This window comes from Acidovorax temperans (assembly GCF_028596105.1).
Lineage (GTDB): Bacteria > Pseudomonadota > Gammaproteobacteria > Burkholderiales > Burkholderiaceae_C > Acidovorax > Acidovorax temperans.
Genome location: NZ_CP117193.1, coordinates 4314173 through 4332968, shown reverse-complemented (window position 1 = coordinate 4332968; position 18796 = coordinate 4314173). Strand labels below are relative to the sequence as shown.

Genomic DNA, 18796 nt, shown 5'->3' with positions numbered 1-18796 from the left:
GGGAGCGCCGGTGGCGGTATTGCCGCCCGCACCCTGGGCGGGCACAAGCGCTCACATCGCTGCTTCGATCAGGCGGGCGTAGTCGTCCGCGCTCGCTTCGCGCGGGTTGGTCTTGTGGCTGTGGTCGGCCAGCGCGCCGGTGACGATGCGTTGCGTCAGGTCGGCCGTCACGCCCATCGCGCCCAGGCCGGCCGGGAGCCGGAGCCTGCGCGACATGTCCTGGATCGCATCCTCCACCGACACGTGTACCGGCAGGCCCATGGCCTGAGCCAGGCGGTCGATCTTCTCGTCGCGCACGACCGTGTCGGATTCGCGGTTGAAGCGCACCACCGCCGGCAGCAGCACCGCATTGAGGGTGCCGTGGTGCAGGCGCGGGTCGATACCGCCCAGCGAATGGCTCAGGCTGTGCACACAGCCCAGGCCTTTCTGAAAGGCCAGCGCACCCTGCAGCGATGCGCTCATCATGTTGGTGCGGGCCTCGATGTCGCTTGGCTCGTGGAAGGCGATTTCGATGTTCTTCCAGGCGCGGCGCAGGCCGTCCAGGGCGATGCCTTCGGCGGGCGGGTTGAAGCTGGGCGCGAGGAAGGTCTCGATGCAGTGCGCCACGGCGTCCATGCCGGTGGCGGCCGTCAGGCCCGGCGGCAGGCCCACGGTCAGCGCCGGGTCGCACAGCGCCACCTTGGGGATGACGTAGGGCGAGATGATGCCCACCTTGCGGCCATCGTCCAGGATGATGATCGCGCCGCGCCCGACCTCGCTGCCCGTGCCCGCCGTAGTGGGAATGGCCACCACCGGCACCGTGGCCGCCGTGATGCGGGCAAGCCCGCCCTCGATCAGCGCGAACTGGCGCAGCGGCCCCGGATGGCGGGCCGACACGGCCACGGCCTTGGCGAGGTCGATGGACGAGCCGCCACCCACGGCGATGATGCCGTCGCAGCCTGCTTCATGGAAGCTTGCCACCCCTTCGCGCGCCGCCGCCTCGGTGGGGTTGGAGGGCGTGCCGTCAAACACGTGAAAGTGCGGCAGGTCGTTCACGGCAAGGATGCGCTCGATCAACCCCGCCGCAACCACGCCCTTGTCGGTGATGAAGAGCGGCTTTTTGAAGCCGAGTGCCTGGCACACCTGTGCCAGCTCAGCGGCACTGCCCGCGCCGAAGCGGATTTCCGTCACGTAGTTGATCATCGCCATCGTTTATCTCCTGATATCAAGAATTTTCATATTCATCCGTCAATCGCGAAAGTCTATGAGTGAGGCGACGTCGAATAAACTAACCGTTATCGATATAGCTATAACTCCAAGTCAATGCAGAGCCCTTACAACCTCAACTCTGTGATGTCGCGTCTGCATGCCAGGCAGCTGCGGTTGCTGATCGCGGTGGCGGAGCAGGGCTCGCTGCTGGCGGCGGCGGACCGCGTGGGGCTGACGCAACCCGGGGCTAGCAAGGCGTTGAAGGAGCTGGAGTCCACGCTCAACGCGCCGCTCTTCATGCGCACCAACCGCGGGCTTGTGCCTACGGAAGCGGGAACCTGCGCGGTGCGCTTCGCGCGGCTGATCCAGTCCGACATCAGCCACTTGCAGCAGGAGCTGAGCGCCATCGCCAGTGGCGCAGGTGGCCGCATTGCCGTAGGCACCATCATGGGCGCAGTGCCGCTCCTGACGCGGGCGCTCACGCAGCTGATGGACCAGCAGCCGGACATCTCGGTGGAGATCGTCGAGGACACCAGCGAAAGTCTGCTCGCGCTCATCGACCAGGGGCGGCTGGACGCGGCCATCTGCCGCTCGTCGGTCAGTCCCAAACCCCACCTGTACGACACTGTCGTGGTCAAGGATGAGTCTCTCGCCGTCATCGCGCACCAGGCGCATCCGGCGGCGGGCCTGGCATCGATCACGCTGGAGGATCTGTCTGCCAGCCGCTGGGTGGTGTACCGCGCGCACATGCCAATGCGCCGCACGCTGGAGCGCGAATTCTTCGAAGAGAACCTGTCATTTCCGACGCATCTGATCGAGACCACATCCGCGCTGGCCACGCTTTCGCTGCTGAGCCACAACCCCAATCTGGTGGCCCTGGTGTCGGACGACGTGGCCGACTACGTCTGCCAGCACGGCATGGTCGCCCGCCTGCCGCTGCGGCTCAAGTCGCGCAGTGAGCCGTACGAACTCATCGCGCGGCGCAACGCGCACCGCCATCCGGCGCTGACGCTGCTGATCGATTCGCTGCTGGCCTTGCGTGCCGTTGCCGAAGAGGCCCCAGCGGCGCCCTGAATCGCCGCTTCTTACAATTGCGCCATGCAGCAGATCACCTACACCCGCGCCCAGCAGCTTCCCAACATCCTCGCCCAGCGCATCGTCATCCTCGACGGCGCCATGGGCACCATGATCCAGCGCTTCAAGCTGGGCGAGGCGCAATACCGGGGCGAGGGCTACACCGGGCCAGACGGTGCAGGTGACCGGTTCAAGGACTTTCCCCGCGATGTGAAGGGCAACAACGAGTTACTGAGCCTGACGCGCCCTGACGTGATCCGCGACATCCACGAGCGCTACCTGGCCGCTGGTGCCGACCTGATCGAGACCAACACCTTTGGTGCCACCACCATCGCGCAGGAAGACTACGGCATGGCCCACCTGGCGCGTGAGATGAACCTGCGCTCTGCCCAGCTGGCGCGCGCCGCCTGCGACAAGTTCAGCACGCCCGACCACCCCCGCTTTGTGGCTGGTGCCCTGGGCCCCACGCCCAAGACGGCCAGCATCAGTCCCGATGTGAACGACCCTGGCGCGCGCAACATCGACTTTGAGCAACTGCGCGCGGCCTACTACGAGCAGACCGAGGCGCTGGTCGAAGGCGGCGCCGACGTGCTGCTGGTCGAGACCATCTTCGACACCCTGAACGCCAAGGCCGCGCTGTTTGCCATTGACGAATTCTTTGAAAAGAGCGGCGAGCGCCTGCCCCTCATCATCAGCGGCACCGTGACGGACGCCTCCGGCCGCATCCTCTCCGGCCAGACCGTCACCGCCTTCTGGCACAGCGTGCGCCACGCGCGCCCGCTGGCCATCGGCCTGAACTGCGCTTTGGGTGCCACGCTGATGCGCCCCTACATCCAGGAACTCAACCGCGTGGCCGAAGACACCTTCATCAGCTGCTACCCCAACGCTGGCCTGCCCAACCCCATGAGCGACACCGGCTTTGACGAGACGCCCGAAGTGACGAGCCGTCTAGTGCACGAGTTTGCTGCCGAGGGGCTGGTCAACATCGTGGGCGGCTGCTGCGGCACCACGCCCGACCACATTGGCGCCATTGCCAAGGCGGTCGAGAAAGTGCCTGCGCGCAAGATGTTTTACCCGGCCGAAGTTTGAGAAAAACCGGGTTTGTAAGAAAATACGGCCCCAGCGCTTGATCTGCAAGCGCTGCTAGCTATCAAAATAATAGCTACCATCCCCCGGCCAAAGGGCCTTGCCGCTGGGGGCTGCTGCAGGCGCCTTCACGGGCGGCGGCAGTCCGGGGTGCCGCATGGGCGGCACCTTGTTGTTTGTGCTTCGCTGGCCCCCACCGCCTTGATCCATGCTCTCCACTGCTGAAACTCCCACTGCCGCCGCCTTGCCTGTTGACGCGGACGCGGCCACGCTCGCTGCCGATGCTGCGTTGGAACGCGAAGCCACCAAGCTCGAAAAGCGCCTGGTGCGCCAGGTGGCCCAGGCCATTGGCGACTTTGGTCTCATCGAAGACGGCGACAAAGTGATGGTGTGTGTGTCCGGCGGCAAAGACAGCTACGGCCTGCTCGATGTGCTGCGCATGCTGCAGCAGCGCAACGGCAACAAGTTCGAGCTGATCGCCGTCAACCTCGACCAGAAGCAGCCGGGCTTTCCGGCCCATGTGCTGCCCGAATACCTGACGAAGGTGGGCGTGCCCTTTCACATCGAAACGCAGGACACCTACAGCGTCGTCAAAGAGCACATCCCCGAAGGCAAGACCATGTGCAGCCTGTGCAGCCGCCTGCGCCGGGGCATTCTGTACCGCGTGGCCGATGAGCTGGGCGCCACCAAGATCGCGCTGGGCCACCACCGCGACGACATGCTGCAGACGTTCTTCCTGAACATGTTCTTCGGCGGCAAGCTCAAGGGCATGCCGCCCAAGGTGCAAAGCGACCGGGGCGACCACCTCATCATCCGCCCCCTGGCCTATGTGGCCGAGAGCGATCTCACCCGCTGGGCCGAGATCCGCAACTTCCCCATCATTCCCTGCACCCTGTGCGGCAGCCAGGAAAACCTGCAGCGCAAGCAGATCGGACAGATGCTGCGCGATTGGCAGCAGCTCTACCCCGGCCGCATCGAGAACATGGCCGTGGCGCTGCGCAACCTGGTGCCTTCGCACTTCATGGACCCACGCCAGTTCGACTTCAAGGGCCTGGTACCCAACGGCGTGGCGGATGCCGATGGCGACAAGGCCTTTGACGCCGAAGAACTTCCTGCGCAGGCCGTGGGCATGCTCGGCGGCTTGCCGCTGATGCCCCGCTGAACCTGACCTCTGACGATTTTTAGATTGGGCCACCCCATGACCACGCTCAAAGCCCCCGAACTCCTCCTGCCCGCTGGCTCGCTCGACAAGATGCGTGCCGCCTACGACTTTGGCGCCGACGCGGTGTACGCCGGCCAGCCGCGCTACAGCCTGCGCGCGCGCAACAACGAGTTCCGCCTGGAGCAAATCCGCCAGGGCATTGACGAGGCGCACGCGCGCGGCAAGAAGTTCTTTGTGACCAGCAACCTGATTGCGCACAACGACAAGATCCGCACCTACCTGCGCGACATCGAACCCGTGATCGATTGCAAGCCGGACGCCTTGATCATGGCCGACGCGGGCCTGATCATGATGGTCAAGGAAAAGTGGCCCGAGCAGGTGGTGCACCTCTCGGTGCAGGCCAACACCACCAACTGGGCGGCGGTGAAGTTCTGGCAGAAGATGGGTGTGGAGCGCATCATCCTCTCGCGCGAACTGAGCCTTCATGAAATCGAAAAAATCCGCCAGGAATGCCCCGACATGGAGCTGGAAGTGTTTGTGCACGGCGCGCTGTGCATCGCGTACTCGGGCCGCTGCCTGCTCAGCGGCTACTTCAACCACCGCGACCCCAACCAGGGCACCTGCACCAACGCGTGCCGCTGGAACTACGCTACGCACGACGCCGACATCGACCCCACCACGGGCGAAGCCATTGCGCAGAAGATGGAAGGCGACTTCAACTTCGAGGCCGCGCAGCAAAAGGCCGAGCAATCGTTCTCCACCACCGGCAGCGGCCAGCGCCACCCCAAGGCCGACAAGGTGTACCTGATCGAAGAAGCGGGCCGCCCCGGCCAGCTCATGCCCATCATGGAAGACGAGCACGGCACCTACATCATGAACAGCAAGGACCTGCGCGCGGTGGAACATGTGGCCCGCCTCACGCAGATCGGCGTCGATTCGCTCAAGATCGAAGGCCGCACCAAGAGCCTGTACTACGTGGCCCGCACCGCCCAGGTCTACCGCCGCGCCATCGACGACGCGGTGGCAGGGCGCCCCTTCAACCCTGAGCTGCTGCTGGAGCTCGAAGGCCTGTCCAACCGCGGCTACACCGGTGGCCTGCTGGAGCGCCGCCCCAGCAACGACTACCAGAACTACCTCAGCGGCCACTCCGTCACCCAGCGCAGCCAGTACGTGGGCGAGGTGCTGGGCACCGAGGGTCTGGCCGAAGCAGGCCTCAGCGGAGACTGGGTACAGGTGGAAACCAAAAACCACTTTGCCGTGGGCGACCTCATCGAAGTGGTGCACCCCAGCGGCAACACCACCGTGCGCCTGCAGGAAATGCGCAACGTGGAAGGCCAGCCCGTGCAGGTCGCCCAGGGCAGCCCCGTGCGCGTGTGGATTCCGCTGCCTGCGCGCTACAGCGGTGCGCTGCTGGCGCGCGTCGTCGAATCGCAGCCGCCTGCCGCAGTGGCAGAGCCGGCTCTCGCTGTCTAAAGTGCTTGTAGGTATTGCTGAGAACGTTTTAGGCAAAAATGCCTTCAGCGCCCTACCCATAAGCGCAATCAGCTATTTATTTGATAGCAAATCGACGGGGCGGTTGCCCGCAGCCTGACCCGCCCCAGCCCCCTGTTCACCGGGGCCGATCGGGGCCAGAATGCGTGCAGTTCCCACCGCCCGGCCCGATTGCACATTGCACAGGCGCCGGTGGCTGGTGGGTCATGCCACTGTTCATCGCTCCACCATGTCCATCCAGATGGATCCCCCCCGCAGCCCTGTGCCCGCCGTGGCGCAGGCGCTGGCCGAAGCCGCCTTGCAGCGGCAAAACATGCTGCTGGGCGCTGACAAGGGCATCTCCGGCGCAGGGGCCCCCGGCACTGGTAATCCCACGGGCGGTGTTCCACCCTTACCCACCCCAAATCCCGTCGCCCCTTTGGCACCCCCGCCCTTGCCCGAAGGCGCTAGTGATCCGGCGCTGGCGGACCGCGTCAGCCTCTCACCCCGCGCCAGCCAGGCGCTGCAGGCGCAGGGCCAAACATCCGCCGCTGCACCGCCCACTGGGGCGGCCCCGCCAGGGCGGGGCGTGGCGGTGCCACCAGCGGCCATCCCTACCCTGGCTGCTGCGGGTGCCGGGGGCGTGACGGGTGCCGCGTGGCCTGCCAGCGGGGTGTCGCCCGCCATGCGGGGTTTGTTGGATGCACTGGTGCAGCAACTGACCCCCGCTGCCCAGCGTGTGGTGGCGGTGCAGCCCTGGGGTGCGGGCCTGGGGGGCGCTGGCGGCCTGCCCGCAGACCCCGACCTGCCCCCGTTGCAAACCTGGCTGGTAGGCCAGGGCCTGTTGCACACCGAACAAGGGCCACGCGCATTCACCGCCACGCTGCGGGTGCCTGCTGCGTGGCTGCAGAGTTTGCCCGCCGCTTCGTCACCCTCCAGCCCCACGCCATCGGGCACGCTGCAGGCGGCTTTGGCGGGGCGCAGCCAGGCGCTCACCAGCGGGCTTTTTGCGCTGGTGCTGCAGCCAGGTGTGGGGGCGGGTGAGCGAGCGGCCGCCACCAGCGCCCTGTTGTCGCTCGAATTGGCCCCCTGGCAGGGCGCCGCCGCGAGCGTGGTGTACGGGCGCGACCAGCTCCAGGCCCGCAACGACCCGTGGCTGCAGATGCTGGCGCTGCAGGCCAGCGGCTACGGGCGCGAGGAGGAAGAAGCTGACCAGCGCCGCCGTGCGCGCGGCCATTGCGACACGCCCGGTTGCCCCTACGCAGGCCGTGCGCCCTGTGAGCAACCCTTTTGCCTGGCCATGCGCGTGGTGCCCGTGCAGTCTGTGCCTCCAGTGGGCGGGGTGTGATACGGATTTGCCTTCACCCGTATCACGTCGTTGGTTCGCCTTGCCGTGCTACAGCACTGTCTGCGGCTTCCCGCCTAGTGATTCGGCTGAATCCAAAACCGTAACAATCCACCTTGGTGTGCCCATGCCATGGACATAAAAAACCGCCCCGTGGTGGGGGCGGCTTTGCCGGGCGCTTGTGGCGCACCTGGATTCGGGGCGCTGGCGGTGGGCCAGCGCTGCGAAAAATCAGACCAGGGCAGGCCTCATGGATACAGGCCGCGCATTTCGCGGGCGTGCAGGATGCGCTGGCAGGCCACGATGAAGGTGGCAGTGCGCAGGCTCACCTTGTGCTCTTGCGCCACCTGCCAGATGCCCGCGAAGGCCTCTTGCATGATGCGCACCAGGCGGGCGTTGATCTCGTCCTCGCTCCAGAAGAAGCTGGAGAAGTCTTGCACCCATTCAAAGTAGCTCACCGTCACGCCGCCCGCGTTGGCGATCACGTCGGGCAGTACCAGCACGCCCTTCTCGTTCAGGATGTCGTCGGCCTCGGTGGTCGTGGGGCCGTTGGCGCCTTCGATCACCATCTTGGCCTTGATCTGCCCTGCGTTGTCCTTGGTGATCTGGCCTTCCAGCGCAGCGGGGATCAGGATCTCGCAATCCACGCCCCAGAACTCTTCGGCTTTCATCACTTCGGCGCCAGCAAAGCCGCCCACGCCGCCACGGGTTTTCACATGCGCCAGCAGCGCGGGTACATCCAGGCCCTTGCTGTTGAAGATGGTGCCGGTGTGGTCTTGCACAGCCACCACCTTGGCACCCGCTTCGGCAAACAGCTTGGCCGCAATGCCGCCCACGTTACCAAAGCCCTGCACGGCCACACGGGCGCCCTCCAGTGCCAGGCCGGTCAGCTTGGCAGCTTCCACACCCACGGTGAACACGCCACGGCCTGTGGCTTCCACGCGGCCCAGCGAGCCACCGATGTCCACCGGCTTGCCGGTGACCACGCCGGTGGCGGTGGCTCCCACGTTCATGGAGTAGGTGTCCATCATCCAGGCCATGATCTGGCCATTGGTGTTGACGTCAGGTGCCGGGATGTCCTTGGTGGGGCCGATGAGCAGGCCGATCTCGCTGGTGTAGCGGCGCGTCAGGCGCTCCAACTCACCCTTGGACAGCTTCTTGGGGTCCACGCGGATGCCGCCCTTGGCGCCGCCGTAGGGCACGTTCACCGCCGCGTTCTTCACCGACATCCAGGCCGACAGGGCCATGACTTCAGACAGCGTCACGTCCTGGTGGAAGCGCACACCGCCCTTGCCGGGGCCGCGGCTCAGGTTGTGCTGCACGCGATAGCCTTCGTAATGTGCGATGGTGCCGTTGTCCAATTCGATCGGCACGTCCACGACCAGGATGCGCTTGGGGCGCTTGAGTGTTTCGACCCAGCGCGCGAGGCTGCCGAGGTAAGGGGTGACGCGGTCTACCTGCTGCAGGTAGTTGCCCCAGGGGCCGAGGTGGTCTGCCTGCAGGTACGAAGGCAGCGGATGCGCAGATGCGGCGGGTGTGCCAGAGGGATTCGACATGGGAATTTCCTTGTGGGATCGATTCAAGCCGCGAAGCTTATGCCTGTGGTCGAGCGGTGTCTAAGGCCAGTGTGTATGCCCCTTATGCGTTCGTTGCATAACCGCAGGGGCGCCAGGATGCGGTTGTTTGAGTCAAAACAAAAACGGCACTTTTGTGCGGTTTTGCAGAGCGGAGGAGCAACGCTGGCGCCAGATGCCTGCTTTTGTGGCTTGTGCTTCATATTTGGCCGATAAACTCGACCGCCAAAGCGCTCCCTCGGCACCGTCGCACTCCAGCGCACCAGCCGCTCCTCTATTCAACAAGGTAAGCCCATGAGTTTGAACTGCCCCGCCTGCGCCACCGAAAACCGCGAGGGTGCCAAGTGCTGCAAAGACTGCGGCGCCCCGCTGGTGCAACACTGCCCTGACTGTGCTGCGCCCTGCAAGCTGGGGGCCAAGTTCTGTGGGCAGTGCGGCCATGCGTTCGCCACGGCAGCGGCTGCGGCAGCCGCTCCAGTGGCAGCAACTCCTGCCCCAGCACCGGTGGAGGAGCTGGATTTCGATTTTGATATGGACGGCCCCGCCGACCCCGAGGCCGACACCCGCCCGGCCCCGCTGGAGCCTTCGCCCGACAGCCCTTCAGATGAGGTGGATCTGCTGCTGGATACCCCCGCGGAGCCCGCTGCGCCCGCGCAGGACACCACTCTGGGTGCGGTCGCTGGCGCTGGCGCTGTCGCGACCACTGCGGTGGAGGTAGCGGACGTGGAGGAGACTGCTCCTGCTCCTGCTCCAGAGCCAGAGCCAGAGCCAGAGCCAGAGCCAGAGCCAGAGCCAGAGCCAGAGCCAGAGCCCGTCGTGCTTGCGCCGCAGGCCGCCGCGCCCAGCGTGCCAGAAGGTGACGCGTCGCCTCTTTCAGTAGCCGCACCCGTGCCTGCCCCTGAAGCTGCGCAAGCCCCTGCCGTACCAGTCGCTCCAGTGATCCCTGCTGCGCCAGAGGCGCCTGCTCCCTCGGCTCCGCCATCCAAAGCCCCGGCTCCAGCGCCCTGGCCTTTGCCGCCAGAGCCTGCAGCGCCCGAAGCGCGCGGCTCGGCTGCCAAATATGCAGCGCTCGGCCTGGGGGGTATCGCCGTGGTCGCCGGGCTGGCCTGGTGGTTGCTGGGCACCAAGCCTGCGGTCCCATCGGCCAGCGTGCAGCCACCGGCGGCGCAGGTCAGCCCTGCGGCACCGGCCGATGCCAGCCCCGCAGTGGTGCCACCGGCACCGGTTGCGCTCCCCGGCGCCGCGGTAGAGCCGCCGCCCCCGGTGGCACCCGTGACTGCTGGGCCTGCCGTGGCGTCGCCCGCGGTGGGCAGCGCTGCGGCTCCAGCCCAGGCGGCACCAGCTGCGCGGCCCGCACCCAAGACGGCCGACGCAGCGCCAAAGCCAGCCCCCAAGCCCCGCGCCAATGCGCAGACTCAGGCGCCCGCCGCCAACGAGCCGCCTTGGCAGCATGACGGCCCGCGCGGCCCCGCACCGGCCACGCTGTCGCAGCCCAGTGCAGCGCCAGCCCCCGCGCCTGCGGGCGAAGGCCTGGGCCCTTTGCGTGCAGCCCTGCGCCAGTGCGACAGCCAGGACAACATGCTGAGCAAAGGCGTGTGCGTGGTGCGTGCGCGCCACCAGCACTGCGGCAGCAACTGGGGCAAGGTGCCTGAGTGCCCTATGAGCAACCGCAACAACGACCCCTACAGCAACTGATCGGGTCGAGATCACACAACGGGCCCGCTGCTGCGGGCCCGCCATGCATACCAAACCAACCGAGGGAAAAACCATGAGCCAACCACTTGTCCGAGCGGACAACCCGTATTCCATTTTTCGCCTGCCCGAGGCACTGACCTGCTGGCCTGCCGTCTCGGTGATGGCGGCCTCTTTCCTGGTCGCCGCCCTGGTGTTTGCGCTGGGCGGTGCCCTGGCCCGCCTGTGGATGGGGTTCACGGTGCTGCTGGCACTGGTGGCCATCGTGGTGGGGCTGGCCGGCATCAGCGGCGCTGGCGCCTGCTTGTCAGACCTGGCGCGCAAGCGCCCCTACCGGGGTCTTGTGGGCTACTTCATCGCCGGGTTGCTGTGCCTGCCCAAGCTGCTGGGCGCCGGGCTGCTGATGATGCTGGCGGCGCTGGCCCTGTTCCTGGCCCTGGCCGTGGTGTTTTTCATCTGCAAGATCCCGGTGCTGGGCCCCTTGCTGCTGGTGGTGGTGGTGCCCGTGGCCGTGCTGGCGATGGCCGCGCTGATGCTGGCGCTGTACGTGGCCTCGTCCATCGTCGGCCCCGCGCTGTGGGATGGTGAGCGCGTGATGCACTCGCTGTCGATCACCTGGCACATCACCCGCAAGTACCCGTTTGCCGCCATCGGCAAGATCGTGGGCGGCATGCTGCTGTCGGCCATCTTTGCTTCGATGCTGTTCGGCCTGATCACCTCGGCCTCGTTCACGGTGGGCGGTTTGTTTGCTGCCGTGGTCGGTATGGGCGGCGACTTTGGCGGTGGCATGGGCTATGGGATGCGCCACGGCATGGGTGGCGGCTTCAATCCGCTGGCCGTCATGATGGGCGGCGCCTCGGGCCACGTGATGGGCGCGGGCGTGGGCTTCAGCCTGGTGTTTGCGCTGGCTTCGGCTTTCGTCTTCTTGCTGCCGCTGATGGTGGGCGTGCTCACCTGGTGCGAGTTTTCTGAAAAGGTCGATCTGGACAGCATTCGCCAGGCGGCCGATGAAAAGCTCCAGGACATGAACAACAAGATGGCCGACCTGAAGGAAAAGGCCCAGGTGCAGGCTGCCGCTGCGGCGGCTGCGGCCGCAGCCGCCACGCAGAAGGCGCCTGCTGCGAGCCAGGATGCAGAACAAGCCCCCGCTGCCAAGCCTGCTGCGTCTGCCGCGCCCTCAACGGTGGTAGCCACCGCTTCCCCCGCACCAGCGGCGCCCGCTGCACCGGCTTGCCCCCAGTGCCACGGCACGGTGCAAGCCGGTGACCGTTTCTGCGAACACTGCGGCCACAAGCTGGTGTAAGCCGTTGCCGCCACCACCCAGCGGGGGGTGTGGCGGTCCTGTCTGGGGGCGTCTTGCCCCCGGTCACTCCACCGTGAAATGCTCCAGCGCCGAGTCGCCCGCGGGGTAGCGCAGCTGCAGCCCTTTCAGCACTTCGCGCACCAGTGTGGCGATCATCAGGTTGCGGTGTGTCTTGGAGTTGGCTGGCACGATGGTCCATGGCGCCCAAGGCGTGTGCGTGGCCGCCAGCAGCATTTCGTACGCCTTCTGGTACTCGCTCCACTGCTTGCGTGCCTCGATGTCGCTCATCGAGAACTTCCAGTGCTTGGCCGGGTCGTCCAAGCGTTCCTGCAGGCGTTCGCGTTGCTCCTCAGCGCTGATGTGCAGCATGAACTTGAGCACGATGGTGCCGGTGTCCGTGAGCATGCGCTCGAAATCGTTGATGTGACCAAAGCGCTGGTGGTGTTGCTCCTTGGTGATCCAGCCGTTGACCGCGGGCACGAGCACATCTTCGTAGTGGCTGCGGTTGAACACCGTGATCTCGCCGGCCTTGGGCACCTTCTGGTGAATGCGCCACAGGTAATCGTGGGCACGCTCTTCCTCGTTGGGGGCCGCCCAGCCCACGGCGTGCACACCCAGCGGGCTCATGCGGCTGAACACGGCGCGGATGGTGCCGTCCTTGCCCGATGTGTCCGTGCCCTGCAGGATCACCAGCAGCTTGTAGCGTTTGTCGGCGTAGAACAGGTTCTGCAGTGTGTCCAGCTCCTGCGCGATGGACTCTGTCATTGCCTTGTCCTTGAGCTTGTCGCCCAGCGAAAAAGGCTTGGCTGACGGATCGAAGTCCGAAAGCGATACCGTGCGCCGGTGCTTGCCGGCCTTGCGCCGTTCAGGCAGGGCGTTGGCTTGCGTTTCATCGTTGTGCAGCGGCGCGTCCGGCTGCCATTGCGACCAACGCTCGGCCAGGTCTTTGTTGTTGCTGTCAAACGGGTGGTTCATGCGGACTCCTTCGGGGCCCATGGTAAGCCAGAGGCTCAGTCATTACCCTGGAAACCCAATTTCTCAATGCTATTAAAAATATAGCTCCAACGGCATGGCTGGTTGGCGTTAGCACCTGATAAAGCTCTCATCAAACTGTCTCGGTCTGCAGTGCCTGGTTGTCATTCATCAGTGCCACAAAGCGCCGCGCCCCCAGGCCCAGGGGCCGCTCTTTGGACCACACCACGTCCACCCACAGCGCAGCGCCGTTGCTCAGGTTTTCAAACGGCATCTCCACCAGTGTGCCTGCCGCCATGCGGGGCTGCACCAGGGCCCGCGGCTGCCAGCCCCAGCCCAGGCCTGCTTCGATCAGGCCCAGTGCGGCCAGGTGGTTGTCGGTGCGCCAGTGGTGGCGGGCAAACACAAAGCGCGGGTCGGTCTGGCCCAGGTCGCGGCTGGCCACCACGATCTGGCGCGTGGTGGTCAGGTGTTCCTCGCGCAGCATGGCCGCCTCGGGCGCTGCACCGCGTGCCTGCGCGGCGGCGCGGGCGGCCACCAGCACCGGGTGCTGCGGCGCCATCACGGCCACCAGGGTTTCGGTGCCCACTTCCTGAAACCCCTCGCGCCCGTCGATGCTGGGGCGCTCAAACACCAGCGCCAGTTGCGCACGGCCACTGTGCAGCAGCGCCAGTGCATCGACTTGCGGGGCGGTCAGCACTTCCACCTGCAGCAGCGGGTATTCATGCGCCAGCGCGGCCAGCGGCGCCGTCCAGCGCGAAGCCAGCAGCTCGGGCGCAATCGCCAGGGTCAGTCGTTCTTCCAGCCCCTGCGTCAGCGCCAGGGCCTGGGCGTTGAGCTGCTGCAACTGCCCGGCCAGCAGCCGCGCCTGGGGCTCCAGCGCCCGGGCGGCGGCGGTGGGTCGGGGCTCGCGCCCGCTGCGGTCAAACAACTGCACGGCCAGCTCGGCCTCCAGGTGGGCGATGGTCATGCTCACGGCCGAAGGCACGCGCGACAGCGCTCGCGCAGCGGCCGAGAACGAGCCATGGTCCAGCGCCGCGAGGAACACTTGCACGCTGTCGGAAGAAAAAGCCATGGTCGCAATTATCAGAAAAACTGAAACAAGCTGACTTTATATATCAGCAGTGCACACATAAAGTCGCCCCATGCCTTTCACCCAGACTTCTCCCGCCGCCCCCGGTACGCCAGCCCCTCAGGGGCTGCAGGGCCCGTGGCGCCGCGTTCTTTATGTCACCTTGTATGAACTGATCGCCATCGCGGTGGCCACGGCGGGGCTGGCGCAGCTCTCCGGGCAGGGCGCAGGGCACTCCAGTGTGGTGGCAGTGGCCGCGTCGGCCATTGCCGTGCTGTGGAACGTGGTGTTCAACTGGGCCTTTGAGCGCTGGGAGTCGCGCCAGACAGTGCGCGGGCGCAGCGTGGCGCGCCGGGTGGCGCACGCCATCGGGTTCGAGGGCGGGCTGGTCTTCACGCTGGTGCCGCTGTTTGCCTGGTGGTTCAAGGTGAGCCTGTGGGAGGCCTTTGTGATGGACCTTGCGCTCATCGTCTTCTTTCTTTGCTACACCTTTGTCTTCAACTGGGCGTTTGACCGCGTGTTTGGGCTGCCTGCTTCGGCACAGGGCGCGGTGAATTCGCAATCCGTGGTGTCTTAGCACGCGCTATATAAAAAAGAGCTGCCAGTGCTTGCATATCAAGCGCTGGCAGCTCTTTGTCACTTTGACCAACACAGTGGCGTCGCCGCTTGGCCGCCACTGCGGACCGTTTACTTGCGGCCGGTGAAGATGAAACCGGCTGTTTGCGATGGCAGCAGCCCCATGGCGAGCAGCGTCCCACCTTCGTAGTAGGCCACGCCTGAAACGGTTGCACCGTTGCCCAGGGCGCAGTTTGCTCCCGAGAAGGTGATGCGCAGGTCAAAGATGTTCTTGCCGCTGCTCCGCGGCGTGACGGGCCCACTGGCGCTGCACCCGAGTGATGACGGCGAGGTAATGGTGCCGGTGGCAGAGATGGTGACTGTTATCGACTGCACCGGTGCGCCCGTGCTCACGCCGGAGCCCGTATATGTGCCGGCCAGTGCGGACAGTGTGGCTGGCTGGTCGTACGCGGTCGAATAGATACCCGCAAAGGTGACGCCGCTGGGAAGCCGGATATTGGTCTTGGTCTTGGCGGTGTAGGTGCCGCTGTAAGTGCTCGACGCGATTTGTCCGGAGCGGAGATCGAATTCCCGACCCGAGCCCGTCAATGTGCCACCTGAGGAAGTAGTGTTGCCTTGCAGAGCGCCGTAGATAGCCCCGTTGCTGGTGTAAACGCCCCAGGTTTCACCGTTTTCCAGCACGGCCAAAGCAACGTCCCAGCCGGTGGAGGACTTGCCCGTCCAGAAGCCCTCCACGCTTGTAGCGGCAGGTGGTGGCGCGGGAGTGGATGAGTCGTCGCTGCCACCGCCACAGGCTGTCAGCAGTGTTGCTGCTATCAAAGCCGAATACCCTGCCAGTCGAAACTTCGTTGTCATCGCTGCTCTCTTTTCAGTGTTGGCGAGCAAGGCACCGTGCCCCACTCTGTTACGCACTGTAGCGTAAAAAGTCGTAAATGGACTATTCCGAATCGGGGTAAAGCATGCACGGGTGCCGATCACTGTCTATCACCCGCGTTACCAGGCCCTTCGGGAGGGGCTGGCTGCACTGCGAAAGAAAGCTGGTCTTTCGCAGGTGCAGTTGGCCGAGCGGTTGGGGGTGGGGCAGTCATTCGTATCCAAGATAGAGCGCGGCGAAAGTTACGTGGACGTAATGCTCTTCGTTGATTGGTGTCGCGCTTGCGATGTCCCCCGTGCGGGGCCAGAACTGGACAGGTTGACAGGAACCTGAGCCGGTAGAATTGTCGGCTCCCAAGGAGCGTTGCAGCGGCCCACCGGATGAACGGTGGCACCGTCAGGCTTGGGGCCTTTTCTTCGCAACGACGCTCACCTGTTTTTCCACTGTTTCTGCACAGGTGAGCCCTATGTCTGCTATTTCGCTGCCCCCCATGAAACTCTCTGGCCTGGAGCCCGTCTCCATCGGTCAGGACACCCTGTTCGTCAACGTGGGCGAGCGCACCAACGTCACCGGCTCCAAGGCGTTTGCGCGGATGATTTTGAACGGCCAGTACGAAGAAGCCCTGGCCGTGGCGCGCCAGCAGGTGGAAAACGGCGCGCAGGTCATCGACATCAACATGGACGAGGCCATGCTCGACAGCAAGGCCGCCATGGTGCGGTTTCTGCAGCTCATCGCGTCAGAGCCCGACATCGCCCGTGTGCCCATCATGGTGGACAGCTCCAAGTGGGACGTGATTGAAGCGGGCCTGCGCTGCATCCAGGGCAAGGGCATCGTTAACTCCATCAGCATGAAAGAAGGCGTGGAAGCCTTCAAGCACCAGGCCAAGCTGGTCAAGCGCTATGGCGCTGCGGCCGTGGTGATGGCGTTTGACGAGCAAGGCCAGGCCGACACCTTCGCGCGCAAGATCGAGATTTGCGAGCGCGCGTACCGCATCCTGGTGGACGAAGTGGGCTTCCCGCCTGAAGACATCATCTTCGACCCCAACATCTTTGCCGTGGCCACCGGCATCGAAGAGCACAACAACTACGCGGTCGATTTCATCGAAGCCACGCGCTGGATCAAGCAGCACCTGCCGGGCGCCAAGGTCAGCGGCGGCGTGTCCAACGTGTCGTTCAGCTTCCGTGGCAACGACCCCGTGCGCGAGGCCATCCACACCGTGTTCCTGTACCACGCTATCAAGGCCGGCATGGACATGGGCATCGTCAACGCGGGCATGGTGGGCGTGTACGACGACCTGGAGCCCGTGCTGCGCGAACGCGTGGAAGACGTGGTGCTGAACCGCCGCCCCGATGCGGGTGAGCGCCTGGTGGAGATTGCCGAAACCGCCAAGAGCGGCGCCAAGGACGAGAGCAAAAAGCTCGAATGGCGCGGCACGCCCGAGCACCCCAAAACCGTCAACGAACGCCTGACCCACGCGCTGGTGCATGGCATCACCGACTTCATCACCGAAGACACCGAAGAGGCCTACCGCGCCATTCTGGCCAAGGGCGGCCGCCCGCTGCACGTCATCGAAGGCCCGCTCATGGACGGCATGAACGTGGTGGGTGACCTGTTTGGCGCGGGCAAGATGTTCCTGCCCCAGGTGGTGAAAAGCGCCCGCGTGATGAAGCAGGCCGTGGCCCACCTGCTGCCCTACATCGAAGAAGAAAAGCGCCAGATGGAAGCCGCTGGCGGCGACGTGAAGACCAAGGGCAAGATCGTCATCGCCACCGTCAAGGGCGACGTGCACGACATTGGCAAGAACATCGTCACCGTCGTCTTGCAGTGCAACAACTTTGAAGTGGTGAACATGGGCGTGATGGTGCCCTGCCACGAGATCCTGGCCAAGGCCAAGGAAGAGGGCGCGGACATCGTGGGCCTGTCGGGCCTCATCACTCCGAGCCTCGAAGAAATGCAGTACGTGGCGGGCGAGATGCAGAAAGACGAGCACTTCCGCACCAAAAAAATCCCGCTGCTCATTGGCGGCGCCACCTGCTCGCGCGTGCACACGGCCGTCAAGATCGCCCCGCATTACGAAGGCCCCGTGGTGTACGTACCCGATGCCTCGCGCAGCGTGAGCGTGGCGCAAAGCCTGCTGGGCGATGGCGTAGAGAGCTACGTGGCCGAGCTGAACGCCGACTACGACAAGGTGCGTACCCAGCACGCCAACAAAAAGGCCACGCCCCTGTGGCCCCTGGCCAAGATCCGCGCCAACAAGACGCCGGTGGACTGGTCAACGTATCAACCCGCTGTGCCCCGCGCGCTGGGCCGCCGCGTGTTCAAGAACTTCGACCTGGCTGAGCTGGCCAAGTACATCGACTGGGGCCCGTTCTTCCAGACCTGGGACCTGGCTGGCCCGTACCCCGCCATCCTCACCGACGAGGTGGTGGGCGTGGAAGCCACACGCGTGTTTGCCGATGGCCAGGCCATGCTCAAGAAGATCATCGAAGGCCGGTGGCTCAGCGCCAGCGGTGTGATGGCCCTGCTGCCCGCCAACAGCGTGGGCGACGACATCGAGTTCTACACCGACGACACCCGCACCGAGGTGGCCATGACCTGGTATGGCCTGCGCCAGCAAGCTGAAAAGCACACCATCGACGGCGTGACTCGCCCCAGCCGCTGCCTGTCTGACTTTGTGGCCCCCAAAGACAGCGGCATTGCCGACTACGCGGGCCTGTTCGCCGTGACGGCCGGGCTGGGTGTGGAGAAGAAGGAAAAGGCGTTCATTGACGCGCTGGACGATTACTCCGCCATCATGTTCAAGAGCCTGGCCGACCGCCTGGCCGAAGCCTTTGCCGAATGCCTGCACCACCGCGTGCGCACCGACCTGTGGGGCTACGCAGCGGGCGAGCAGTTGAGCAACGACGACATGATTGCCGAGAAGTACCGCGGTATCCGCCCCGCCCCCGGCTACCCCGCCTGCCCTGACCACAGCGCCAAGACCGACCTGTTCCGCGTGCTGAACGCTGAAGAAATCGGCATGGGCCTGACCGAAAGCCTGGCCATGACGCCCGCCGCCAGCGTGAGCGGCTTCTACATCGGCCACCCCGACGCGGTGTACTTCAACGTCGGCAAGATTGGCGAAGACCAACTGCACGACATGGCCCAGCGCCGGGGCATGGACGAGAAGGTGCTGGAGCGGTTGCTGGCACCGAATTTGTGATGCTATGAATTGGATAGCTGCCTGCGCTTATGGGACGGGCGCTGCAGCTATTTTTTATAGACGCTTCTTGCCAGAGGCTGGTAGATAAAACCCAAGCCATAGCTTTTGGTTTGTATTTCTGAAAAACATCTTTTAATTTGTTTTTTGGATATCAGAAAACGCACTATAGTTTGTATTTTGAAAATACAATCCAAAGTATGTTTTTT

15 protein-coding genes and 1 riboswitch are annotated in these 18796 nt (G+C 65.0%); of the genes, 10 read left to right on the top strand and 5 right to left on the bottom strand.

Annotated elements, in window-relative coordinates; genetic code table 11:
• Positions 1 to 51: 51 nt before the first annotated feature.
• Positions 52 to 1188, bottom strand: coding sequence for an iron-containing alcohol dehydrogenase (locus PQV96_RS20325; protein WP_273624051.1), 1137 nt, complete (start codon positions 1186 to 1188; stop codon positions 52 to 54).
• 144 nt (positions 1189 to 1332) lie between these two features.
• Between PQV96_RS20325 and PQV96_RS20320 the strand changes: the two genes are divergently transcribed.
• The 5 genes from PQV96_RS20320 to PQV96_RS20300 all read left to right on the top strand — a co-directional run bounded on the left by PQV96_RS20320 (position 1333) and on the right by PQV96_RS20300 (position 7328).
• Positions 1333 to 2262, top strand: coding sequence for a LysR family transcriptional regulator (locus PQV96_RS20320; RefSeq protein ID WP_197506420.1), 930 nt, complete (start codon positions 1333 to 1335; stop codon positions 2260 to 2262).
• 24 nt (positions 2263 to 2286) lie between these two features.
• Entirely contained in the window at positions 2287 to 3351 is a 1065-nt protein-coding gene (locus PQV96_RS20315) for a homocysteine S-methyltransferase family protein (protein ID WP_273624049.1), read from the top strand.
• A 205-nt stretch (positions 3352 to 3556) separates the two neighbouring features.
• Positions 3557 to 4510 (top strand): tRNA 2-thiocytidine(32) synthetase TtcA, encoded by a 954-nt coding sequence (ttcA, locus tag PQV96_RS20310; protein WP_207374880.1) that lies wholly within the window; start codon positions 3557 to 3559, stop codon positions 4508 to 4510.
• 36 nt (positions 4511 to 4546) lie between these two features.
• Positions 4547 to 5983, top strand: a complete 1437-nt coding sequence (gene trhP, locus PQV96_RS20305; RefSeq protein WP_273624048.1) for a prephenate-dependent tRNA uridine(34) hydroxylase TrhP — start codon at positions 4547 to 4549, stop codon at positions 5981 to 5983.
• A gap of 247 nt (positions 5984 to 6230) precedes the next feature.
• Complete coding sequence (locus PQV96_RS20300) at positions 6231 to 7328, top strand: hypothetical protein (RefSeq protein WP_273624047.1); 1098 nt, start codon at positions 6231 to 6233, stop codon at positions 7326 to 7328.
• A gap of 245 nt (positions 7329 to 7573) precedes the next feature.
• On the opposite strand, the gene PQV96_RS20295 is transcribed toward PQV96_RS20300, so the two are convergent.
• The gene (locus PQV96_RS20295) at positions 7574 to 8881 is read right to left on the bottom strand and encodes a Glu/Leu/Phe/Val family dehydrogenase (protein ID WP_207374883.1); all 1308 of its coding nucleotides are present in this window, start codon (positions 8879 to 8881) and stop codon (positions 7574 to 7576) included.
• 312 nt (positions 8882 to 9193) lie between these two features.
• Between PQV96_RS20295 and PQV96_RS20290 the strand changes: the two genes are divergently transcribed.
• Together PQV96_RS20290 and PQV96_RS20285 are read left to right on the top strand one after the other, a co-directional pair.
• On the top strand, positions 9194 to 10594 hold the full coding sequence (locus PQV96_RS20290) for a zinc ribbon domain-containing protein (RefSeq protein ID WP_273624046.1): 1401 nt from the start codon (positions 9194 to 9196) through the stop codon (positions 10592 to 10594).
• A 73-nt stretch (positions 10595 to 10667) separates the two neighbouring features.
• A complete protein-coding gene (locus PQV96_RS20285; protein WP_207375398.1) occupies positions 10668 to 11894 on the top strand; it encodes a zinc ribbon domain-containing protein in 1227 nt (408 codons plus the stop codon).
• A 63-nt stretch (positions 11895 to 11957) separates the two neighbouring features.
• Here the strand turns inward: PQV96_RS20285 and PQV96_RS20280 are convergent, their stop codons facing one another.
• Entirely contained in the window at positions 11958 to 12869 is a 912-nt protein-coding gene (locus PQV96_RS20280; protein ID WP_207375399.1) for a PPK2 family polyphosphate kinase, read from the bottom strand.
• Positions 12870 to 12999: 130 nt separating this feature from the next.
• Positions 13000 to 13941 carry a LysR family transcriptional regulator gene (locus PQV96_RS20275; RefSeq protein ID WP_198847996.1) on the bottom strand — a complete coding sequence of 314 codons (942 nt, stop codon included), beginning with the start codon at positions 13939 to 13941 and terminating at the stop codon, positions 13000 to 13002.
• 70 nt (positions 13942 to 14011) lie between these two features.
• On the opposite strand from PQV96_RS20275, the gene PQV96_RS20270 reads away from it, so the two are divergent.
• On the top strand, positions 14012 to 14515 hold the full coding sequence (locus PQV96_RS20270) for a PACE efflux transporter (protein WP_370541321.1): 504 nt from the start codon (positions 14012 to 14014) through the stop codon (positions 14513 to 14515).
• A gap of 110 nt (positions 14516 to 14625) precedes the next feature.
• On the opposite strand, the gene PQV96_RS20265 is transcribed toward PQV96_RS20270, so the two are convergent.
• Positions 14626 to 15369, bottom strand: coding sequence for a hypothetical protein (locus PQV96_RS20265; protein WP_207375400.1), 744 nt, complete (start codon positions 15367 to 15369; stop codon positions 14626 to 14628).
• A 112-nt stretch (positions 15370 to 15481) separates the two neighbouring features.
• Between PQV96_RS20265 and PQV96_RS20260 the strand changes: the two genes are divergently transcribed.
• Together PQV96_RS20260 and metH are read left to right on the top strand one after the other, a co-directional pair.
• Complete coding sequence (locus PQV96_RS20260) at positions 15482 to 15721, top strand: helix-turn-helix domain-containing protein (protein WP_198847994.1); 240 nt, start codon at positions 15482 to 15484, stop codon at positions 15719 to 15721.
• Between the two features lie 16 nt (positions 15722 to 15737).
• Positions 15738 to 15825, top strand: a riboswitch (S-adenosyl-L-homocysteine riboswitch).
• A 29-nt stretch (positions 15826 to 15854) separates the two neighbouring features.
• Positions 15855 to 18590 (top strand): methionine synthase, encoded by a 2736-nt coding sequence (metH, locus tag PQV96_RS20255; RefSeq protein ID WP_420482169.1) that lies wholly within the window; start codon positions 15855 to 15857, stop codon positions 18588 to 18590.
• The last annotated feature ends 206 nt before the right edge of the window (positions 18591 to 18796 follow it).